General features: G+C 57.9%; 15 protein-coding genes and 1 pseudogene. 13 read left to right on the top strand and 3 right to left on the bottom strand.

All coding sequences use genetic code 11. The features are described 5' to 3' along the window. Positions 1–17 precede the first annotated feature (17 nt). The 4 genes from rplT to pheT all read left to right on the top strand — a co-directional run bounded on the left by rplT (position 18) and on the right by pheT (position 4461). Positions 18–419: a 50S ribosomal protein L20 gene (rplT, locus tag K9U38_RS19430; RefSeq protein WP_224496008.1), complete on the top strand. Its 402-nt coding sequence runs from the start codon at positions 18–20 to the stop codon at positions 417–419. A gap of 117 nt (positions 420–536) precedes the next feature. Then, positions 537–1619, top strand: coding sequence for a phenylalanine--tRNA ligase subunit alpha (pheS, locus tag K9U38_RS19425; RefSeq protein ID WP_224496007.1), 1083 nt, complete (start codon positions 537–539; stop codon positions 1617–1619). Then, the gene (locus K9U38_RS19420; protein WP_224496006.1) at positions 1616–2026 is read left to right on the top strand and encodes an ASCH domain-containing protein; all 411 of its coding nucleotides are present in this window, start codon (positions 1616–1618) and stop codon (positions 2024–2026) included. The genes pheS and K9U38_RS19420 overlap by 4 nt, the downstream gene beginning before the upstream one ends. A 20-nt stretch (positions 2027–2046) precedes the next feature. Next, positions 2047–4461 (top strand): phenylalanine--tRNA ligase subunit beta, encoded by a 2415-nt coding sequence (gene pheT / locus K9U38_RS19415; RefSeq protein ID WP_224496005.1) that lies wholly within the window; start codon positions 2047–2049, stop codon positions 4459–4461. Positions 4462–4554: 93 nt separating this feature from the next. Here pheT and K9U38_RS19410 read toward each other — a convergent pair whose 3' ends face one another. Further along, a complete protein-coding gene (locus tag K9U38_RS19410; protein WP_224496004.1) occupies positions 4555–5367 on the bottom strand; it encodes an aspartyl/asparaginyl beta-hydroxylase domain-containing protein in 813 nt (270 codons plus the stop codon). A 301-nt stretch (positions 5368–5668) separates the two neighbouring features. Here K9U38_RS19410 and K9U38_RS19405 point away from each other — a divergent pair, with 301 nt between their 5' ends. Beyond that, positions 5669–6655 carry a Gfo/Idh/MocA family protein gene (locus K9U38_RS19405; protein ID WP_224496003.1) on the top strand — a complete coding sequence of 329 codons (987 nt, stop codon included), beginning with the start codon at positions 5669–5671 and terminating at the stop codon, positions 6653–6655. A 1-nt stretch (position 6656) separates the two neighbouring features. Here the strand turns inward: K9U38_RS19405 and K9U38_RS19400 are convergent, their stop codons facing one another. Further along, positions 6657–7817: a zinc metalloprotease HtpX gene (locus K9U38_RS19400; RefSeq protein WP_224496002.1), complete on the bottom strand. Its 1161-nt coding sequence runs from the start codon at positions 7815–7817 to the stop codon at positions 6657–6659. A gap of 226 nt (positions 7818–8043) precedes the next feature. Between K9U38_RS19400 and dnaK the strand changes: the two genes are divergently transcribed. From dnaK to K9U38_RS19360, 8 genes are all read left to right on the top strand, one after another. Next, positions 8044–9963, top strand: coding sequence for a molecular chaperone DnaK (gene dnaK, locus K9U38_RS19395; protein WP_224496001.1), 1920 nt, complete (start codon positions 8044–8046; stop codon positions 9961–9963). Between the two features lie 422 nt (positions 9964–10385). Continuing rightward, entirely contained in the window at positions 10386–11513 is a 1128-nt protein-coding gene (gene dnaJ, locus K9U38_RS19390) for a molecular chaperone DnaJ (RefSeq protein WP_224496000.1), read from the top strand. A gap of 83 nt (positions 11514–11596) precedes the next feature. After that, on the top strand, positions 11597–12193 hold the full coding sequence (gene pmtA, locus K9U38_RS19385; RefSeq protein ID WP_224495999.1) for a phospholipid N-methyltransferase PmtA: 597 nt from the start codon (positions 11597–11599) through the stop codon (positions 12191–12193). 46 nt (positions 12194–12239) lie between these two features. Further along, on the top strand, positions 12240–12824 hold the full coding sequence (locus tag K9U38_RS19380; protein ID WP_224495998.1) for an NADPH-dependent FMN reductase: 585 nt from the start codon (positions 12240–12242) through the stop codon (positions 12822–12824). Positions 12825–12916: 92 nt separating this feature from the next. Continuing rightward, positions 12917–13615 (top strand): orotidine-5'-phosphate decarboxylase, encoded by a 699-nt coding sequence (pyrF, locus tag K9U38_RS19375; protein WP_224495997.1) that lies wholly within the window; start codon positions 12917–12919, stop codon positions 13613–13615. Positions 13616–13745: 130 nt separating this feature from the next. Continuing rightward, entirely contained in the window at positions 13746–14033 is a 288-nt protein-coding gene (locus K9U38_RS19370; protein ID WP_224495996.1) for a DUF1330 domain-containing protein, read from the top strand. A gap of 189 nt (positions 14034–14222) precedes the next feature. After that, positions 14223–15500 (top strand): polyhydroxyalkanoate depolymerase, encoded by a 1278-nt coding sequence (locus tag K9U38_RS19365; protein ID WP_224495995.1) that lies wholly within the window; start codon positions 14223–14225, stop codon positions 15498–15500. Positions 15501–15835: 335 nt separating this feature from the next. Further along, the gene (locus tag K9U38_RS19360) at positions 15836–16450 is read left to right on the top strand and encodes a transglutaminase-like cysteine peptidase (RefSeq protein WP_370632014.1); all 615 of its coding nucleotides are present in this window, start codon (positions 15836–15838) and stop codon (positions 16448–16450) included. Positions 16451–16593: 143 nt separating this feature from the next. Here K9U38_RS19360 and K9U38_RS19355 read toward each other — a convergent pair. Continuing rightward, positions 16594–17895 (bottom strand): annotated as a pseudogene (locus K9U38_RS19355) (YifB family Mg chelatase-like AAA ATPase); the annotation flags it as partial. Positions 17896–17928 lie beyond the last annotated feature (33 nt).

Raw genomic sequence — 17928 nt, 5'->3', positions numbered from 1 at the left:
AGAAAGGAGATCATATCATGGCACGTGTAAAACGGGGCGTTACGTCCCACGCCAAGCATAAAAAAGTTCTGAAGCAGGCCGAGGGTTTCCGTGGCCGCCGCAAGAATACCATCCGCACCGCCAAGGCAGCTGTCGATCGTTCCAAGCAGTACGCTTACCGCGACCGCAAGAACAAGAAGCGCACGTTCCGCGCGCTCTGGACCCAGCGAATCAACGCCGCTGTGCGTGAACATGGCCTGACCTACAGCCGTTTTATCGACGGTCTCACCAAGTCGGGTATCGAGGTTGACCGCAAGGTTCTGTCGGATCTCGCGATCCACGAGCCGGCAGCATTCGGCGCGCTCGTTGCTTCCGCCAAGAAGGCGCTCGAGTACCTGAAAGACACCACTCCGAACGCTTTTGAAGGCGCTGTCCACTAAACCAGCGCTCCCAAAGCATTTTCGGAAATCTAGACTTGGGAAACCCGCGCTGGCTCGGCTGGCGCGGGTTTTTCGATTTTCTGCATGACAACGATCTTCGCGAAACGGATGAGAACCATGGACGATCTGGTACAACTGGAAAGCGTGCTTGCCGCGCAGATTGAGGCAGCCAATGATGAAGCGGCCATCGAGGCCGTCCGCCTTGCTGCCCTTGGCAAGAAGGGGTCGATTTCCGAGAAGCTGAAATCGCTGGGTTCAATGTCGCCGGAAGAGCGCCAGTCCCAGGGACCGGCCATCAATGGGCTGAAGAACCGCATCACGGAAGCGCTTACGGCGCGCAAGTCTGCACTCAAGGACGCCGCAATCGCTGTGCGCCTCGAGAGGGAGAAGGTGGACGTCACGCTGCCGGTACGCGCTGCCCCGGCGGAACGCGGCCGTATACATCCGATCAGCCAGGTGGTTGATGAGATCACGGCCATTTTCGCCGATATGGGCTTCTCGATCGCGGAAGGCCCTGATGTCGAGACCGATTACTACAACTTCACGGCCCTTAATTTCCCCGAAGGCCACCCCGCCCGCGAGATGCACGACACGTTCTTCTTCAATCCGGATGAGAACGGTGAGCGGCGCGTGCTGCGTACGCATACGAGCCCGGTCCAGATCCGCACGATGGAGACCCAGCGTCCGCCGATCCGTATCGTCATTCCCGGCAAGACCTACCGCATGGACTCCGATGCCACCCACTCGCCGATGTTCCATCAGGTCGAGGGGCTGGTCATCGATAAATCGGCCAATGTTGCCAACATGAAATGGGTACTCGAGGAGTTCTGCAAGGCGTTCTTCGAGGTGCCGTCGCTGAAGATGCGCTTCCGCCCGTCCTATTTCCCTTTCACGGAGCCGTCACTGGAAGTGGATATCCAGTGCGACCGTTCGGGCAAGGAAGTGAAGTTCGGCGAAGGGACCGATTGGATGGAGATTCTCGGCTGTGGCATGGTCCATCCAAACGTGCTGCGCCATGGCGGTCTTGATCCGGACGAGTATCAGGGCTTCGCCTGGGGTATGGGCATAGACCGCATCGCCATGCTGAAATACGGCATGCCGGATCTGCGTGCGTTCTTCGATGCTGACGTCCGCTGGTTGCAGCATTATGGCTTCCGCCCGCTCGACATGCCGACCTTGTTTGGAGGTCTGAGCGCGTGAGCGGATTGCCAGACCGGTACCGGGATGCTGTCACGTTCGCGTTCGGCGACTCGCCGGCGCTTGCGGATGAATTGCTGGCCCTCGTGCTCGCCGGCAAGAAGACAGCGACGTGCGCGGCCGCCAAGGATTATGCCGAAGACAGCGCTGACAAGCCAGTCGTCGGCAGGCGTGACATGGTGCTCGATGGCGCGGGCCGCCCAGCGGCCGTCATCGAGACGGTCGAGGTCACCTATCGCCGGTTTGACGAAGTTGACGCTGCTTTCGCCCGCGACGAAGGGGAGGGTGAGGCTAACCTCGAGCAATGGCGGCGTGACCACGAAACCTACTTTAGGCGCAATGGCGGTTTCTCGCCCGACATGGAACTTTTGTGTGAGCGGTTTCGCCTGGTCGAAATCCTCGAACGCTAAACGTAAGAACGAGTGAAATCATGAAATTCACACTCTCCTGGCTTAAAGATCATCTCGAGACGGAAGCGTCGCTCGAAGAGATCGTCGAGACCCTGACCATGATTGGTCTTGAGGTCGAATCGCTTGATGACAAATCGGCGCTGAAGCCATTTGTGATCGCCAAGGTACTGACGGCTTCCCGTCATCCCGACGCAGACAAGCTGCAGGTCCTGACCGTGGACACGGGTGACGGCAAGCCGTTGCAGGTGGTTTGCGGCGCTCCAAATGCCCGGGCGGGCCTGGTCGGTGCGTTTGCATCTCCCGGTACCTATGTCCCCGGCATCGACCTTACGCTGTCGGTCGGCAAGATCCGCGGTGTCGAAAGCCATGGCATGATGTGCTCAGAGCGTGAGTTGCAGATGTCGGATGAGCACAATGGCATCATCGATCTTCCCGCAGATGCGCCAGTCGGCACCAGCTTTGCTGCCTATGCCGGCCTGGATGATCCCGTCATCGAGATCAACCTGACGCCGAACCGCCCCGACTGCACCAGCGTTCATGGCATCGCTCGCGACCTTGCTGCAGTTGGTCTCGGCCGGCTGAAATCGCAGCCGATAGAACCGGTCAGGGGCTCTGGACCTGCGTCGGTGAGTGTCAATCTTGATCTCGGTGAGGATACCTATCTCTGCCCTGGCTTCGCCTGGCGCACGGTCAAGGGCGTCAGGAATGGGCATAGCCCGCAATGGCTGCAGCAGCGATTGATTGCCATTGGCCTGCGCCCGATCAATGCGCTGGTTGATATCACCAACTATCTGACTTTCGACCGCGGCCGGCCGTTGCACGTCTTCGACGCGGACAAGGTCAAGGGCAATCTCACCGTGCGCCGCGCGCTGGAAGGCGAGCAAATCCTCGGCCTCAACGGCAAGGAATACACCGTAACTCCTGCCAATGTCGTCATCGCCGACGCTGATGGAGTCGAGTCGATCGGCGGCATCATGGGCGGAGAACATTCCGGCTGCGATGAGAACACGACCAATGTCGTGATCGAATCCGCGCTCTGGGATGCGATGAATATTGCGCGCACGGGCCGCAGTCTCGGCATCATCACCGATGCGCGCTATCGCTTCGAACGCGGTGTCGATCCTGAGTTCATGGTGCCGGGTCTCGAGCTCGCCACGCAGCTGGTTCTCGATTTCTGCGGCGGCGCGGCATCCGAGGCACAGCTTATTGGCTACAAGGGGCACTCGCCCAAGATGGTCCGGTTCCCCGCGTCGGAAGTCAAGCGCCTGACCGGTATCGATGTTCCGGCGGAAACCAGCCTCGATATCCTGTCTCGCCTGGGCTTCAGGCCGCAGGGCAGCGGCGAACTGGTGGATGTCGTGGTGCCGTCATGGCGTCCCGATGTCGACGGCAAGGCGGATCTCGTGGAAGAGGTCATGCGTATTCATGGGGTTGATCGTATTGAACCACAGCCACTTGTCAGCCACGCGTCCGTCAATGGCAAGATACTGACCACCCTGCAGTTGCGCACGCGCAATGCCCGCAGGGCGCTTGCCACGCGCGGAATGATGGAGGCGGTCACCTGGTCGTTCATTTCCGAAACATCCGCGAAGGCATTCGGCGGTGGTCAGCCGGAGCTGAAACTTGCCAATCCGATCGCTGCCGACATGTCCGACATGCGTCCCTCGCTGCTACCCGGCCTGCTGGCCGCGGCGCAGCGCAATGCCGATCGCGGTTTCAACGACCTGGCACTGTTCGAAGTGTCCGGCACCTATGAAGGCAACACGCCGGAAGCACAGCGGCGGGTAGCCGCCGGCGTGCGGCGTGGCACCGCGAAGCCGGAAGGTTCCGGTCGACACTGGAGCGGCAATGCTGGTCTGGTGAGCGTGTTCGACGCCAAGGCCGATGCACTCGCCGTGCTCGAAGCTGCCGGTGCACCTGTCGACAAGCTGCAGATCGAGAGCGGCGGCCCCGCCTGGTATCATCCGGGGCGTTCGGGGACGATCAAGCTTGGACCAAAGGTGGTACTCGGCACATTCGGCGAGTTTCATCCCAAGACCCTGGAAACGCTCGATGTCTCAGGCAGCCTTTGCGGCTTTGAGGTATTCATCGACGCCATTCCCGAGCCGAAACAGAAGGCCACCCGCACCAAGCCGGCGCTCAACCTTTCGGACTTCCAGGCGGTACGGCGCGATTTTGCTTTCATCGTGGACAAGTCGGTGGAAGCCGGGGCGATTGTCCGCGCGGCACTTGCCGGCGACAAGAAGCTGATAACCGGTGTGCAGGTCTTTGACCTGTTTGAAGGTGCTTCGCTTGGCGAAGGCAAGAAATCCGTTGCGATCGAGGTAGCAATTCAGCCTGTGGAGCGCACTCTGAACGATGAGGATCTTGAAGCGTTGACCAAACGTGTTGTTGAAAGCGTTGGCAAGCAGACGGGTGGCGTATTGAGAGGGTAGGTTGCCAATCTGCCTTATGACCAGGCGATCCGGAATCCGATCATGAAAAAGGGCGCAACAGCGCCCTTTTTTAATTGGTTCAACATGTGAGTCTTATTTCTGTATGACCTTCCAGTTCTTGTAGAAGATCGAATTGCTGCCCTTGAGGACGACGCCCATGAATGAAACGATGGCCGCAAACACCCCCGGCAGGTAGGATGGCCGCAGGATGTCGACGAACAGGCAATAGCGCGTCTGGTCGGTCTGGTTGACCGACTGGTGCATCAGCGTGTCATCAAAGATAAACAGCTTGTCGTCCTTCCAGTAGCTCGTCGTGTCGCCGCACCAGATATAGGCGGTGCGATCATTCATGTCGTTAATGTTGTAAAGCACGCGGATCGTGGCACGCATCGGGCCGAAATGCTTGGACGTCGAGTTCTTCTTGTTGAAAACCGATACGCCGATCGTCTTTACGAAATTGTACTTTTCGTAGAAGGACGGCACGTTGGCGAAACTCGGCTGGTCTTTTCCGTACCATTTGAAAAAGAACATGCTGCGCGCCTGCTGTTCGGCGCGTTCCTGCAACTGGCCGACTATATTTTCCTTTTGCGTCGCCGTGATAAGGCGCTTCACCTCGGCCTGATAGTCGGCCGGCAGGTCCTGCAGCCGGTAGACGCCCTTGTTGACGTAGGGAAGGGAAAGGATATCGAGTACGATGTTCACCGGGGACAGAAGCCAGGTGAACATGCCGTTGCCGAAGAAATACTGCTCGACAACCTGCAAGTTCAAATTCTTGTTGCGCGACAAATCGTAAAGACCGCAGATCAGGTAGAAAATGACCAGATAAGGTACAAAATAGGCGATGACGCCCAATAGTACCAAACCGACAGCCCAACGGCGAAGGGACTTTTTCGTAGATTTTTCCATGGTATTCCAGGTTCGGCGCCAGCGATGTTGACAGGGCGGCGCAGCTTGTTGAGACAAAATCAATCTTGCGCGATATAGCGCCGACGGAGAATTTTTTAAAGTCGCCATTGGCGGTCAGGAATAGGCCTCACGGCAATTCGTCTGTCAAGTGTGTGAAAAGCGCCGATGGATCCGCCGTTTGCGTATTTTATCATCTGACTTGCACACCTTGATCGATTTCTTCAGGCCCTCATCCCGATAAGACTTTTCATCGAGGCGCAAATTGCTCTAGGTTGCGCGCCGACGCAAAGGAGATGGCATCATGTTTCGCTGGGGTATTCTTTCGACTGCAAAAATCGGGGTAACGGCGGTCATTCCCGCCATTTGCGACGCGGAGAATTCGGTCGTCTCCGCCATCGCCAGCCGCGACTTCGCGAAGGCCCGTGCCGTGGCGGATCGGTTTGGCGTGCCGCACGCCTTCGGGTCCTACGAAGACATGCTGGCCTCCAAGGACATCGATGCGGTCTATATTCCCCTGCCCACATCGCAGCATGTGGAATGGTCGCTGAAGGCGGCGGAAGCCGGCAAACACGTCCTGTGCGAAAAGCCGATCTCATTGCACGCCAGCGAGATTGCCGCCCTGCAGCGCGCCCGCGACAGCAACGGCGTGCTGATCTCCGAAGCCTTCATGGTCACCTACCATCCGCAATGGCTGAAGGTTCGCGAGCTCGTCGCTGGCGGCGCCATCGGCCAGCTGCGCCAGGTCCAGGCCGCATTTACTTACTACAACAAGGATGCCGGCAACATGCGCAATCAGCCGGCGCTGGGCGGTGGAGCCCTGCCCGATATCGGCGTCTATCCGACTGTGGCAACCCGGTTTGTCACCGGCAAGGAACCCGTGCGGGTGGCGGCAACGGTCGAGCGCGATCCGGATTTCGGCACCGATCGCTATGCCAGTGTGCGCGCCGATTTCGACGGCTTCGAGTTGACGTTCTATGTGGCGACGCAGCTTGCAGCCCGCCAGTCGATCGTTTTCCACGGCGATGAGGGCTATATCGAAGTGCTGGCGCCGTTCAACACTGGCAAATACGACCACGCCAAGATCACGCTACACAACAGAAATCACAGTGGTGCCACGGAGTATAATTTCAGTGATGTAAATCACTACCGTCTGCAGGTTGAAGCCTTTGCCCGCGCGGCAAGGGGCGAGGAGGCAGATGTCTTCACGCTGGAGGACTCCGTCCTGAACCAGAAGTTGATCGATGCGATCTACCGCGCCGACGAAACGGGCAAGTGGGAGACCGTTTGAACTACCAGTAAACGCCGCCGCGCGTGACATGCACGCGCGGATCGCCATCGGGCAGGTAAAGACTGTCCGGATAGGCCTCACTGTCCGCATCGACGTCGGCAATGACTGGCAGGGTTGCCTGCGTGTTGATCAGGGACAGGATTTCCAGATTGTCTGAGTTCCAGCGTCCGAACTGCTGACTGATTTGCGGCACTGAACGCGGGCGGGTCCGGATGTGTTCCTGTGGCTTGAGGGCGAGGCCCGCCAGGATGTCGTCCGGCATCGTGTCGCCCCGGGCCACCATGGCGCAGGCCTCTTTCAGCGCATGGAGCCGGGCGACGCGCGCTTCGGTCAGCGGGTGGGTCCGCAGAATGGAGGGGTCGGGAATGCGTCCGCCGGGCAGGATGAGGTTTTCCCAGACCTTGCCCTGCGCCTTCTCGAGTTTCAGCAATGCGAGCGCCAGTCCGTCGGGATCCCCTGTCAGCATGGCGGCGCCAAGATCGGCATGGAATTCGCGGGTGCGCGACAGCGCCATCTGCAGGAGGCCGCCGACAGTGGGCGCAAACAGCAAGACCAGAACACCCAGCCATGGCACTTGCGGCGGCGCACCGCTGGCAAGCCAGGTGATATTGAACAGCAGCGAAACTATCCCGATCGTCGACATCAGTGACGTGAACCGAGAAACCGTATCGGCGAGCGCCATTACCTTGAGGTCATCATTGCGGATATGGCTGACCTCATGGGCCAGCACGCCGGTCAGTTCGCGTGCCGTCAGCGCCCGTACCAGCTGGTCCGTCACGGCAACCACCGCATCATCGCGGCGCCCGACAGCAAAGGCATTCATCATACGGGAAGGGATCACGTAAAGCTTTGGTGATTTCGGCAGGCCGGCGCGTCGCGAAAGTTCCTCTACGATCGCCAACCCCTGTGGAAACTCGGCTTGCGTGACCGGCCGGGCCTTGTACATGCTCAGTACCATTTGCGGACTGATGCGTCGTATGGCAAAAAGGCTGATCGCGCCGAAGACGAAGGCATAAATGATCCCTGCGGGTCCCGCCAGCGTCCAGGCGCAGACGACAAGCAGGGTGAGGCTGCCGGCCAGGAGCAGCCATGTGTGCAGCGTATTGATCAGCCGGCTTCGCCGGTGTCCGGGTGCATGGAGGTGCAGGGTGCCGTCGGTCATGGAGGATATATGGGGCTAAAAACAAGGTTTGCCGAGTCTTTTAAGGTAATTATGCGTGCAAATGCAGCCTCTTCTGACTTGCATGGTAATTTCCCCCTTCTTATATAGCGCTCAACACTGTAAGTACCGCCCGCCTCAGCGGTCCTGAATTGTTGAAACCCCCTAGGGGCTGCTGAATGGAATGCTCGGCAGAGGTCCCGGCAGCCTGCTGAATGGAGATAGAGTAATGGCTAAAGTTATCGGTATTGATCTGGGTACGACCAATTCCTGCGTCGCCGTCATGGATGGCAAGAACGCGAAGGTCATCGAAAATGCGGAAGGTGCTCGTACGACGCCTTCGATCATCGCTTTCACGGATAGCGATGAGCGCCTTGCTGGCCAGCCGGCCAAGCGTCAGGCTGTCACCAATCCTGAAGGAACTGTTTTCGCGGTCAAGCGGCTTATCGGCCGCCGTTTTGACGATCCGACCGTTGAAAAGGACAAGAAGCTTGTTCCCTACCACATTGTCAAAGGCGACAATGGCGATGCCTGGGTAGAGGTTCACGGCAAGAAATATTCGCCTTCGCAGATCTCTGCAATGATCCTGCAGAAGATGAAGGAAACCGCGGAAGCCTATCTCGGCGAGAAGGTCGAGAAGGCGGTCATCACCGTTCCGGCCTACTTCAATGATGCCCAGCGCCAGGCAACCAAGGATGCGGGCAAGATCGCCGGCCTTGAGGTCCTGCGCATCATCAACGAACCGACCGCTGCTGCCCTTGCCTATGGCCTCGACAAGAAGGAAGGCAAGACTATCGCTGTATACGATCTTGGCGGTGGCACGTTCGACGTTTCGATCCTCGAGATCGGCGATGGTGTCTTCGAAGTGAAGTCTACCAATGGCGATACGTTCCTGGGCGGTGAAGACTTCGACATGCGTCTGGTCGAATATTTCGCAGCCGAGTTCAAGAAGGAACAGGGCATCGACCTGAAGAATGACAAGCTCGCGCTGCAGCGTCTGAAGGAAGCTGCCGAAAAGGCAAAGATCGAACTGTCATCCGCGCAGCAGACCGAAATCAACCTGCCATTCATTACGGCTGACGCTTCCGGTCCGAAGCATCTGACGATGAAACTGTCGCGTGCCAAGTTCGAGAGCCTCGTCGACGATCTGGTCCAGCGCACGGTTGATCCCTGCAAGTCGGCTCTCAAGGATGCCGGCCTCAAGGCTGGTGAGATCGACGAAGTCGTTCTTGTCGGCGGCATGACCCGCATGCCCAAGATCCAGGAAATCGTGAAGGCCTTCTTCGGCAAGGAACCACACAAGGGAGTCAATCCGGATGAAGTCGTTGCCATGGGTGCAGCCATTCAGGCCGGCGTCCTGCAGGGCGACGTCAAGGACGTTCTCCTGCTCGACGTAACGCCGCTGTCACTCGGCATCGAAACGCTGGGTGGTGTCTTCACCCGTCTGATCGAGCGTAACACGACGATTCCGACGAAGAAGTCGCAGACCTTCTCCACGGCCGAGGACAATCAGTCCGCCGTGACGATCCGCGTCTTCCAGGGCGAGCGTGAAATGGCGGCCGATAACAAGGCACTCGGCCAGTTCGATCTTGTCGGCATTCCGCCCGCACCGCGCGGTGTTCCGCAGATCGAGGTCACGTTCGATATCGACGCCAACGGTATCGTCAATGTCTCGGCCAAGGACAAGGGTACCGGCAAGGAACACCAGATCCGCATCCAGGCATCCGGTGGTCTGTCGGACGCCGACATCGAAAAGATGGTCAAGGATGCCGAAGCCAACGCCGAGAGCGACAAGAAGCGCCGTGAGGCCGTCGAGTCGAAGAATCAGGCCGAAGCCCTGATCCATTCGACCGAGAAGTCGCTCAAGGACTACGGCGACAAGGTTTCGGCCGATGACAAGCAGGCAATCGAAACGGCACTTGCAGAACTGAAGTCCGTGGCCGAAGGCGACGATGCGGAAGCCATCAAGGCAAAGACGCAGACGCTGGCGGAAGTTTCCATGAAGCTTGGTCAGGCCATGTACGAGGCCTCGCAGGCTGAAGCTGCTGCCGAAGGCGGCGAAACTGATGCGACTGCCAAGGCCGATGATGATGTCGTCGATGCCGATTTCGAGGAAATCGACGAAGACGGCAAGAAGAAGTCTGCCTGATTTCGTTCGCTTCTAACGATGAAAAACCCGGCCGCAGTGCCGGGTTTTTTGTTTTCGATGCTCGGTGTAGCGATGGACGAAACCAGGCTTTCGGATAGTTGACGATCTGACGAGCGCTGTTATTGCTTACCGCGTTCATTTGACGAAGATGAGGCTTGGGAAAGCATAAGGAGTTGGGAAAACTCAATCGCTGATGGCGACTGGCGCTACGACGAGTTCGATGTTTGGTGACAAATTGCGCGGCCGACCAGCGCCAAATCATAAGCAGACTTGCCACATTATCGCAATAATGCGCAAATATGCGCCATTTCGGGCGAATCAATGTAAGTTGGCTATGGCATTCATGGCTACGAACACCTAAATACCGCCTTTAAAAGGGCTTCCTGGGAAGCATGTGCATATTTCATGGAATGAGTGTCTGGATGAAGGCTGACTATTACGAAACCCTCGGCGTAGCGAGAAGCGCTGATGAGAAAGAGCTCAAAAGCGCTTTCCGTAAACTGGCAATGCAATTTCACCCTGACAAGAATCCGGGCGACGCCGATGCGGAGCACAGGTTCAAGGAAATCGGCGAAGCCTACGAAACGCTGAAGGACCCGCAGAAACGGGCCGCATATGACCGTTTCGGTCACGCTGCCTTTGAGAATGGCGGCATGAATGGCGGTGGCGGATTTACTGGCGCCGGTGGTTTTGCCGACATATTCGAAGATATTTTCGGCGAGATGATGGGTGGCGGCCGGCAGCGCCGGTCTGGTGGACGTGAGCGGGGCGCTGACCTCCGCTACAACATGGAAATCACGCTGGAGGAAGCCTATACCGGCAAGACCGCGCAGATCAGGGTTCCCACTTCGATCACTTGCGACGAATGCTCGGGGAGTGGTGCCAAGATTGGCACGCAGCCTGTCACCTGCAGTACCTGCAGCGGTTCAGGGCGCGTGCGCGCTGCCCAAGGCTTCTTCTCGATCGAACGCACCTGCCCGACCTGCCACGGCCGCGGTCAGATCATCAAGGACCCTTGCGCGAAATGCAGCGGCCAGGGCCGGATTACTGAAGAGCGCGCCCTGTCGGTCAATATCCCGGCGGGCATTGAAGATGGTACGCGGATTCGCCTGACCGGTGAAGGTGAGGCTGGGTTGCGCGGAGGTCCGGCTGGCGATCTTTACATTTTCCTTTCGTTGAAGCCGCATGAATTCTTCCAGCGGGATGGCGCGGATCTCTATTGCAAGGTCCCGATATCGATGACGACGGCTGCGCTGGGCGGGCAATTCGAAGTGGCGACACTTGACGGAACACAGACACGGGTCAAAATCCCCGACGGCACCCAGAATGCCAAGCAGTTCCGCCTGAAGGGCAAGGGTATGCCGGTCCTGCGCCAGCCGGCCATGGGTGATCTCTATATCCAGATTGCCATTGAGACGCCGCAGAACCTCAACAAACGCCAGCGCGAGCTGCTTGAGGAGTTCGAGCGGATGTCTTCCCAGGACAACAGCCCGCAATCGTCAGGCTTCTTTGCTCGCATGAAGGACTTTTTCGAAGGTCTGAGCGAGTAATATATGAATGCATTCGCTGCCGGTGGCCTTGCTTCCGCCACCGGTTGCGTCATAAACTTGTCTGGCTGCGACGGAGGATGAGCATGTCACGACCCCTGGGAAAGAAACTGGCCGAAAAGTTCGGCGAGGAGATTCGCTTCTTCAAGGGGTGGATGCACGGCCCTAAAGCCGTCGGCTCAATTCTGCCCACCAGTTCGATCACTGCACGCCGCATGGCCAGCGTGGTCAATCCGCATTCCGGACTTCCCGTGCTGGAACTTGGACCGGGCACTGGCGTCATTACCCGTGCAATTCTCAATCGCGGCGTTGCCCCTTCCAATCTCTACAGTGTCGAGTACTCGCCTGATTTTGCCGAGCACCTGCGTGATGATTTCCCCGGTGTGAATATCATCGAGGGCGATGCGTTCAATCTGGATGCGACGCTTGGTGACAAGCGGGACCAGAAGTTCGACTCCGTCATATCCGCCGTTCCGCTCCTGAATTTCCCAGTGGGTGACCGCGTACGGATCATCGAAGATCTCCTGCGCCGCATCCCGCATGGACGTCCGATCGTTCAGATCACCTATGGTCCCATGTCGCCGGTGCCGGCCGGTCGCGGCAACTACAAGATCGAACATCTGGATTTCATCATCCGGAACGTTCCGCCGGCCCGGCTCTGGGTCTACCGCCGGGTCGATTGAACATCATTCCCCTCGAACGTTCCTGATCTCGTGCAAAGGGAAATGAATGCTGCCGAAAATTCTGGTTTTTGCCGGCTCCAACCGCACTGGCGCCTATAGCGGGCAGGTGGCCGATATTGCCGCAAGAACGCTTGCCGAACTTGGTGCCGAGGTGACCCGCATTGCGCTGGTCGACTATCCGCTGCCGATCATGGACCAGGATCTTGAACTGGAGTCCGGCATTCCCGAAAATGCCATGAGGCTCGGACGGTTGTTCGCTGCCCACAGCGGCATCCTGATCGCGTCACCCGAGTATAATTCGTCGATCCCGCCGCTTCTGAAGAACACGATCGATTGGGTAAGTCGCATTTCGAAGGACGGCGGCAAGCCCTTCAAGCCCTATGCAGGCAAGGTCGTTGCGCTCTGTTCTTCATCGGAGGGCAATTATGGGGGCGCCCGCGGTCTCTACCATCTGCGCTCGGTCATGATGAATGTCGGCACCCAGATCATTACAGAGCAATGCTCGGTCATCCACGCTCACCAGGCGTTCGCGGAAGATGGATCCTTGCGGGATGCGCGTACCGCACGCTCGATGGAGCGGGTTTGCCAGTCTCTCATTGACCACGCCAGAATGTCCATGTTGCGCAGTTGATCGCGATTCTTGCATCCGGACACCGATTGCCTGTTTCCTAAATTACGCTTCTGTGCAATTGGGAAACGATCAACAAATAAGGGTGGTTTGTCATGACGGATGCGGCTTTGCGCGAACGGCTGATCGTCGGCCTTGACGTGCCGACGCTGAAGATGGCCGAGCAGGTTGTCAGTGAGCTCGGCGATGCGGTCTCGTTCTACAAGATCGGTTATCAGCTGGCATTCGCCGGTGGCCTTGGATTTGCCAGCGAACTCGTGGGTTCCGGCAAGAAGGTCTTCCTCGATATGAAGCTGCTCGACATCGACAATACGGTCGCCAAGGGTGTCGAGAACATTGTCAGTATGGGCGTATCGATGTTGACGCTGCATGCCTATCCCAAGGCCATGAGAGCGGCCGTAGCGGCGGCCAAGGGATCGAACCTCTGTCTGCTCGGAGTGACCGTCCTGACATCGATGGACCAGCAGGACATGATTGAAGCAGGGTATGAACACGATCCGCACACACTGGTCCTGACCCGGTCGGAACAGGCGCTTCAGGCGGGCATGGGCGGGATTGTTTGCGCGGCGACGGAAGCTGCCGCAGTCCGAAAGATCGTCGGACCCGATCTTGCCATCGTCACGCCCGGCATTCGCCCGGCCGGTGCCGACCACGGCGACCAGAAGCGGGTCATGACGCCGGCGGACGCACTGCGTTCCGGGGCAAGCCATCTGGTTGTAGGCAGGCCCATTGTCGGCGCTACGGACCGCAGGAGTGCCGCCGAGGCCATCCTTGCCGAAATGGCAGGCGCCTGACACGAAGCGTCATGAAGGATTTGGCACGGTTTTGGACAGGGAAATTGAAAAAACCGGACAGGAATTCGCGAGAATGGTACAAGAATTTCAACCATATCGGGCAATTTGGTTGTGATAGGTGGAGGGTGCGATGACCAAGGGATACTGGATTGCGCGTGTCGATGTCAGGGATGCGGAACGCTACAAGGACTACGTGTCGACGGCCAAGGCTGCCTTTGAAAAGTATGGGGCCAACTTCCTGGCACGCGGCGGTTCCTACCATGTCCTGGAGGGTCAGGCACGCGCCCGCAACGTCGTCATCGAGTTTCCTTCGGTTCAAGCGGCGGTGGACTGTTACAATTCACCAGAGTACCAGGCAGCAAAAGCGATCCGCATCACAGTCGCAGATGCGGAGATGCTGGTAGTCGAAGGTATCTGACTGCCACCGATACTGATCAATTATTGCGCCATACAACTAAAGATTGTGAACATATTTCTGTTCGCTTATCCTTTTGTTGCATTGCAATATTGCATAAACCGGCTAGGGTCACTGACCAATCAAGAATATTTTCACCTGTAAGGGGTGGTGTCCTTGGATTGCTGTTGTGTTGATCGATCGGAAAATGGAATGTTCTACCAGCTTTATGAACTCAACCATGCCGCGCTACAGCCTTATCGGGCCCTCGCCGATGCCACCAAGCTGTTTTATGATAACCCTTTGAATCCGCTATCTCAAACGGTGGTCGGGCGATCGATAACCGCCATGTGCGAGCTGTTCGAGCGAACCACGCGCACCTACGGCAAGCCGGTCTTCGACCTGCCGACAACCGTGGTCGATGGTGTGGAAACCGATGTTCGCGAGAAGATTGTCTGGTCGAAGCCGTTCTGCAAACTCATTCATTTCAAGCGGTCCTTGTCAGCAAAACGACCGGCTGATCCCAGGATTCTTGTTGTTGCGCCCATGTCCGGCCACTACGCAACATTGTTGCGCGGGACAGTCGAAGCGCTGTTGCCGCACGCGGAGGTGTACATCACGGATTGGGTCGACGCACGCACTGTGCCGCTGAGCGACGGTAATTTCGACCTCGACGACTACATCGACTATATTATTGAAATGTTTCATGCATTGGGCGAGGATACCCATGTGGTTGCCGTATGCCAGCCATCAGTTCCCGTCCTTGCTGCCGTCTCGATCATGGAAGCCCAGGGCGATCGCTTTGCTCCCTCGACCATGACGTTGATGGGCGGGCCGATCGATACCCGCAAGAATCCCACCGCCGTCAACAAGCTGGCCGAGGAAAAAGGCATCGGCTGGTTCCGTGACAATGTCATCATGTCGGTTCCGTGGCCGCATGCCGGGTTCATGCGGGATGTTTATCCTGGATTCCTGCAGCTTTCCGGATTTATGAGCATGAACCTCGATCGTCATATCACGGCGCACAAGGAATTCTTCATGCACCTTGTGAAGGAGGACGGGGATTCCGCCGACAAGCACCGGGAGTTCTATGATGAGTATCTGGCCGTCATGGATCTGACTGCGGAGTTTTATCTGCAGACAGTCGATACGGTATTTGTTCGCCAGGCCCTTCCGAAGGGCGAAATGACCCATCGCGGCACCCCGGTTGATCCCAAAGCCATTCGCAATGTTGCGCTTTTGACGGTCGAAGGCGAGAATGATGACATCTCCGGTGTCGGCCAGACCAAAGCGGCCCAGACGCTCTGCGTTAACATTCCGCAGGAGATGCGCATGCACTATCTGCAGCCTAAAGTTGGTCATTATGGCGTGTTCAACGGCTCGAGATTCCGCTCGGAAATTGCGCCGCGTATCGTCCAGTTTGTAAACGATCACGCACAGGTGAACCGCAAGAGCAACGTCACACCGATCGGGAAGCGGGCCCAGGGGTAACCCGTTCGACGTAGGCGTATGGACAGGCAGCGAAATCGCGCAGCTTGACGCGTATTCGCGGTATGCCGCGTGAGCGCCATATCCAAACCAACAATATAATCAATGATTTGCGCACGCTGTCCTGGCGAATGGCAGCGACGTTGCCTCGTAGTTTTGGCACAAGGTTCGTCTCAGGATCAATGGCCGCGAGCGCTCAATAATATTGGCGAATGCGAAATTTCAAATTTTAACCATATATTAACAATGGCGGGACCGTGGCGCCATTGTGATTGACTCATGTCCCCTCCCGCCATTAACGTTTTGTTAACGATGGCTGATCGGGTTTGGAGTGGGGCATGTTCGGAATGGCAGGGGTTGTGAAGTCCATGGGTTTTGCCATGACGGTGTTCGTGGCATCGCTTGGATCAAGTTCTGCCTTCGCCTCCGAAGCATTCATGACCACAGGCGGCCTGACCTCACAACCGATTGGCCACTATGAATTCTGCAAGCGCCAGCCGGACGAGTGCTCGGTTCGCAGCCGCAATGTCATGCCGGAAAAGATGAACCATGATTTCTGGCAACTCGTCGTCAACGTCAACAGCAATGACAACCAGAAGGTCAAGCCATTGACCGACATGGAAATCTATGGCGTCGAGGAATATTGGTCCTATCCGGACAAGGTTGGCGATTGCGAGGATTATGTCCTCCTGAAGCGCCGTGATCTGATGCAGGCCGGCATATCGCCGGCAAATCTCCTGATCACCGTGGTTCGCAAGCCCGATGGCGAGGGCCACGCGGTCTTGACCGTGCGGACCGACAAGGGCGATTTCATTCTCGACAATCTTGTCGATGGCGTGAAGAACTGGTCGGAAACGGAATACACCTACCTCAAGCGCCAGGCGACCAACAATACTGGCCGTTGGGTCAGCATTGAGGCACCGACCAATATTCTGGTCGGCTCGGTGGAGTAGACACAGGGCGTGTTGCCCGGAGTTTGGCGAAGCTTATTGTTCCCAGAACGATGATAATATGCGACAGGCTCGCGACAATTGGCGAGTGGAGCATCTTGGCACCTTATGGAATGTCGGTTTGATAAATTCCAACCGGCCTAAGGTTAAGCAGCCAGCGTCGATGAATCCATCGACATTCGATAGGAAATTGCCTCGGCGAGATGGATACGTCCAACGGTCTCCTGGCCTTCAAGATCGGCGAGCGTTCGGGCAACTTTCAACACGCGATGATAGGCGCGGGCAGAAAAGCGCATCTGCTCGCTTGCCTGCTGCAGTAGCGCCAATCCAGGACCATCCGGTTGTGCCACCTGCTCGATGAGAGCAACCGAGCACTGCGCATTGGTTGTGATAGATGGAAAGCCCAGCTGCTCGAACCGCCTTTTCTGGATGCTGCGCGCACGCGCCACCCGTTGCGCGACGGAGGCGCTGTCCTCCGAGACGGATGGGCGAATGAGATCCGTAGCGCTAACCGCAGGCACATCGATCCTGATATCGATGCGATCGAGCAATGGCCCGGAAATGCGTGCCTGATAATCCAGACGACAGCGCGGCCCACGGGCGCAGGAATGGCCGGGCTCGCCGGCCATGCCGCAACGGCAAGGGTTCATGGCCGCGACGAGCTGGATTTGTGCGGGGTAGGAAATGCGATGATTGGCGCGCGCAATCATGCAGTCGCCCGTTTCCAGCGGCTGGCGCAGTGAATCGAGTACCTGCGGCGTGAATTCGGGAAACTCATCGAGAAACAGCACGCCGTGATGGGCAAGCGACACTTCACCGGGTCTTGCGCGGATGCCGCCGCCCACCATTGCGGCCATGGAAGCAGAATGGTGGGGAGCGCGAAACGGCCGCCGGTCGGTCAGTTTTCCACCCGTCAGTTCGCCGGCAATCGAGGCTATCATCGACACCTCCAGCAATTCGCGCGGCAATAGCGGCGGAAGAATGGAGGGCAGTCGCTGTGCCAGCATGGATTTGCCCGAGCCGGGAGGCCCGATCATCATCAGATTGTGTCCTCCAGCGGCCGCTACTTCCAGCGCGCGCCGGGCACTTTCCTGGCCACGAATGTCTGCAAGATCAGGCAAGCCCGCCGCATTGGCCTGCATGGCGGGCTCTGGCCGTGTCAGAACCTGGGTGCCACGAAAGTGGTTGGCCAGCGCAATCAGGCTTCGCGGGGCCAGAATATCGATATCGGAACCCGCCCAGGCCGCCTCAGGGCCGCAAGGGGCTGGACAGATCAAACCTTTCTCCTGGCGGTTGGCAGCAATCGCTGCGGGCAGGACGCCGGCAACATGCGTGATCGTTCCATCGAGGGAAAGCTCGCCCAGCACGACATAGGACTGTAGCGCGTCGGCCGGCATTGCGCCGAGCCCCGCCATAAGGCCAACGGCTATCGGCAAGTCATAGTGGCTGCGAGTGCGGAATTAGATTTTTGTATTCCTGAG

It is taken from the genome of Phyllobacterium lublinensis (genome assembly GCF_020164435.1).
GTDB classification, from domain to species: domain Bacteria; phylum Pseudomonadota; class Alphaproteobacteria; order Rhizobiales; family Rhizobiaceae; genus Phyllobacterium; species Phyllobacterium lublinensis.
This window is presented reverse-complemented; position numbering and strand designations above follow the sequence as displayed.